3 protein-coding genes are annotated in these 4150 nt (G+C 68.8%); all 3 read left to right on the top strand.

Annotated elements, in window-relative coordinates:
* Nucleotides 1-64 precede the first annotated feature (64 nt).
* Genes VI056_01245 through VI056_01235 form a run of 3 tightly spaced genes read left to right on the top strand, consistent with a single transcriptional unit; the run spans nt 65 to nt 4150 of the window.
* On the top strand, nt 65-1252 hold the full coding sequence (locus tag VI056_01245; GenBank protein ID HEY6201643.1) for a CpaF family protein: 1188 nt from the start codon (nt 65-67) through the stop codon (nt 1250-1252).
* Nucleotides 1249-2208: a type II secretion system F family protein gene (locus VI056_01240; GenBank protein ID HEY6201642.1), complete on the top strand. Its 960-nt coding sequence runs from the start codon at nt 1249-1251 to the stop codon at nt 2206-2208. Before VI056_01245 ends, VI056_01240 begins: the two co-directional genes overlap by 4 nt.
* 22 nt (nt 2209-2230) lie before the next feature.
* On the top strand, nt 2231-4150 hold the full coding sequence (locus tag VI056_01235) for a VWA domain-containing protein (protein ID HEY6201641.1): 1920 nt from the start codon (nt 2231-2233) through the stop codon (nt 4148-4150).

The raw sequence follows: 4150 nt of genomic DNA, 5'->3' as shown, positions 1-4150 counted from the left end.
CCGGGTCCATGCGCGCATCGCCGCGTCCCTCGGTCGCACCGCGGAAGCGGCCTCCGGAGACGCGATCCGCGCCCTGCTCGCGGAACAGTTCCCGATCGCGCTGGACGAGGAACGCCTCACGCTCAACCGGACCGACCGACTCCGGCTCCAGGATGCGGTACTCGCCGAGATCGTCGGCTACGGCCCGATCCAGGACCTGATCCTCGACGACACGGTCTCCGAGATCATGGTCAACGGCGCGCGACAGGTGTGGATCGAGCGCGATGGCAAGCTCTACCTCACCGACATCATCTTCGCCAACACAGAGCACGTGATCCGAGTGATCCAGCGGATCGTCGCGCCGCTCGGCAGGCGCTGTGACGAGTCTTCGCCGATGGTCGACGCCCGCCTCCCGGACGGATCGCGCGTGAACGCGATCATCCCGCCGCTTTCGCTCGTGGGACCGACCCTCACGATCCGGAAGTTCCGGAGGTCCCCGCTCGGCCCGACGGATCTTCTGCGGAACGGAACGATCACCAACAACGCGCTGCAGTTCCTGCGCGCTTGCGTCCAGGGTCGGCTGAACATCGTCGTCGCCGGCGGGACCGGTGCAGGGAAGACCACGCTGCTGAACGCGCTTTCGTCCTACATCTCGGCACGCGAGCGCATCGTCACGATCGAGGACGCCGCGGAAGTTCGGCTCCAGCAGATGCACGTCATCACCCTCGAGACACGGCCTCCGAACGTCGAGGGAACGGGAGAGGTGACCATCCGCGATCTTTTCCGCAACGTGCTGCGGATGCGGCCGGACCGGATCGTCATCGGTGAGTGCCGCGGCGCCGAGGCGCTCGACATGCTGCAGGCGATGAACACCGGACACGACGGCTCCTTGACGACGATCCACGCGAACGGGCCGCGTGACGCGCTGTCGCGGATCGAGACCATGGTCCTCATGGCCGGGCACGACCTGCCCCTCCGCGCGATCCGCGAGCAGACCGTCGCGGCACTCGATCTTGTCGTCTACATCGAACGACTCCAGGACGGGACACGCCGCGTCACACAGATCAGCGAGGTGCGCGGACTCGAAGGCGACGTCATCACGATGCAGGACGTCTTCGCCTTCCACCGCGAGGGGTTCGAGGGTGACCGCGTCGTCGGCAACCTACGCCCCACCGGGATCCGGCCGAGCTTCAACGACAAGCTGATCGCGCGTGGCATCGACATGCCGGCGAACTGGTTTGGCTACGACACGGAACCGAGCCGCGTGTCATGAGCTCGCCGCTTCTCGTCGCGTTCCTCGGCAGCGCGGCCATGGCCGTCCTCGCCCTCGGTCTGTGGTTGCCCGCCTACCTTCGCCACCGTGCGCTGACGCGCAGGCTCAGCGGCTTCGTGCAGGCCGACACCGCATCCGGGTTCGCGCTCGATCTCGGCGGCAGACGACGCGCGCGAATCAGGCGCCAGGTCGTCGGGGACCGGAATCGCTGGTTGGTCCGGCATGTTGGACGGATGATCACGCAAGCGCAGGTCGACGTGTCGATCGGCGAGGTGATCGCCGCCATGGCCGTGCTCAGCCTGCTTACCTTCACGCTCAGCGCGATCTGGTCGGGCTTCCTCATTGTCGGGGGCCTGGCCGGAGGCATCGCGGCGGCGGCGCCGCTCGCATGGCTCCACTGGCGGCGGAGGCGCGTCGAGCGCCGTTTCGAGACGCAGCTGCTCGACACGATCGCGCTCCTGTCGAGCTCCGTGCGCTCGGGGCACAGCCTGCTGCAGGCTCTCGAGCACGTGACGAGCGAAGCGCCGGAGCCGACGCGAAGCGCGATCGGACTCGTCGTGCGCGAGATCGGCCTTGGCGCATCGCAGGAGGACGCGCTCGAACGGCTCGCGGACCGACTCCCGTCAGAGGACCTCGAGTTGATCGTGAGCGCCGTGAACGTGCACCACCAGATCGGCGGAAGCCTCGCCAAGGTGCTCGACTCGATCGCGCAGACGATCCGCGAGCGGGTGCGAGTCGCCGGAGACATCCGAGGGCTGACCGCGCAGCAGCGCTACTCGGCGTACGTGCTGTCCCTGTTGCCGGTGGTGGCCGCCGGGGCGCTCATGGCGTTCAGTCCGGATTACGTGAGCGTCCTCTTCGCGCCGGGCCCGCTCCGAATCGTGATGATCGCGGCCGCAGCGATGGTCGTGGTCGGCTTCCTCGTCATGAACCGCATGGCCCGCATCGATGTCTAGGTGTGCGACTCGCCCGGCGGTCATGGCCCTCGTCATGCTGGGCGTCCTGGGTGTCGGCGGGCTCGTCAGCAGCGCAGATGAGGGAACGCGCATCAAGGTGACGCAGGTCGATGCTGGGGCATTCCCCGAGGTCCGCATCGTGGCGTCGGTGACCGATGCCGCCGGACGTGCGGTGCGCGGCCTCACCGCGGCGGATCTCACGGTCAGCGAGGACGGCGTTCTCCAAAACGCGACGATCGACCTCGCGTCCGAGACGAGCCCCGTCGCGATCGCCCTCGTACTCGACACCAGCGGCAGCATGTCCGGTCGAGCGTTGGCTGACGCGAAGGCCGCGATGGTCTCGCTCATTCAGGCACTGTCTCCCGCCGACCAGGCTGCCGTCATCACCTTCAGCGTGGACGTCCGGATCGATCGGCCACTCACGACCGACAAGCCAGCGCTCGTTGCTGCGGCAAATGGCGCGAACGCCGGCGGCAACACCGCGATCTACGACGCATTGACAGCCGCGGTCGCAGTCCTCGATAACGCCCAGAACGCGCGCCGCGCGATCATTCTGCTCACCGACGGCGTTGACAACTCAAGCCGGATCAGCCCGGCGACCGCTGTGGCCGCGCTCGCCGGCGCGCAGGTGCCGACCCACGTGATCGCGCTGGGGAACGACCTGGATCGCCCCGCGCTCGTGCGTATCGCGACGGCGGTCCCCGGGGGTGAGCTCATCGAGGCGCCGACGTCCTCGCAACTCGCGGCGATCTACACCAGCCTCAGCGAGCAGCTGTTGACGCAGTACTCCGTCAGCTACCGATCGTCGTCGCGTGTGCCCGAGGGCACCACGCTGACGCCGGAGCTGACCCTGCGACGCGCCGGCGCGGTGATTGCCACCGCGAGCGCGTCGTTCCGCGTTCCGACGAACGCCACTGTCCCCGCGACCGCGACCGTGACACCAACGGTGGCGGTCGTCGCGCCGTCGCCGGCGGCACAGCCGGCGGCGGTCGCGCCGCTCCCGCGGGTACGGATCTCGTCGGAAGTCATCGGGCTGCTGGGCGCGGCAGCGGTCCTCACGCTCCTCCTGTGGGTGTCCGAGCTCGCGAGTCGGTTCCCATCACGACAGCGTCGCCGACTTGAGATCTTCGTACGGGGCCTGGCACTCACCTCACCCGAGCACGCCAAGCGCCGCTCGATCGTCCAGCGCGTGATCGCGCCAACGTTGCGCTCCGCCAGTCGTCCGCTCATGAGGATCACGCCGGTCGGGGTGGTCGCGTCCACACGCGAGCGCCTCTTGGCCGCGGGCGAGCCGATGGGGCTGGGCCCGTCGGAGTTCCTGGGCGTTCGCGCGGGGCTCGCGATGCTGGGGGCGATCGCCGGCCTCGCCGGGACCACGGCCCTCACCGGCAATGCCGGCTCCGCCCCGCTTGGGACGCTCGGCGGCGCGTTCCTCGGTTACGCCGTGCCGGGGTTCGTGATCGACAGGATCGGTAACGGCCGGAAAGCGGAGATCCGACGCGCGCTGCCCGCCGCGCTCGACATGCTCGCGCTGAGCGCCGAGGCCGGTCTGTCCTTTGATGGATCGATCGGCCAGGTCGCGCATCGTTGGAACACCGCCTTGTCCCAAGAGTTCCGGCGGCTGTTGGTGGAGTTCCAAATGGGCCGCGAGCGCCGGCAAGCACTGCGTGAGCTGGCGCAACGCACCGGGGTGTCGGACCTGGAGCGCTTCGCGAGCGCCGTGATCCAGGCCGACTCGCTCGGAGTCCCGCTATCTGGCGTGCTCCACGAGCAGTCCGCCGAGATCCGGCGGCGGCGACGCCAGCGCGCCGAGGAAGCCGCCCACAAAGCCCCGGTGAAGATGCTGTTCCCGATGGTGCTCTTCATCTTCCCCGCCTTGTTCGTGGTCGTGCTCGGCCCCGCGGTGCCACGCGTCCTCGAAGCGTTCCAGGCGTTCAACTAG

It is taken from the genome of Candidatus Limnocylindria bacterium, from assembly GCA_036523395.1.
Lineage (GTDB): Bacteria > Chloroflexota > Limnocylindria > P2-11E > P2-11E > CF-39.
Note: the sequence above shows the minus strand (reverse complement) of the source record. Positions and strands in the feature narration are given on the sequence as shown.

Bases quoted from the DNA above. Each gene is read 5' to 3' on its own strand.
- VI056_01240 (HEY6201642.1), top strand. From the start codon at position 1,249: ATGAGCTCGCCGCTTCTCGTCGCGTTCCTCGGCAGCGCGGCCATGGCC.
- VI056_01235 (HEY6201641.1), top strand. From the start codon at position 2,231: ATGGCCCTCGTCATGCTGGGCGTCCTGGGTGTCGGCGGGCTCGTCAGC.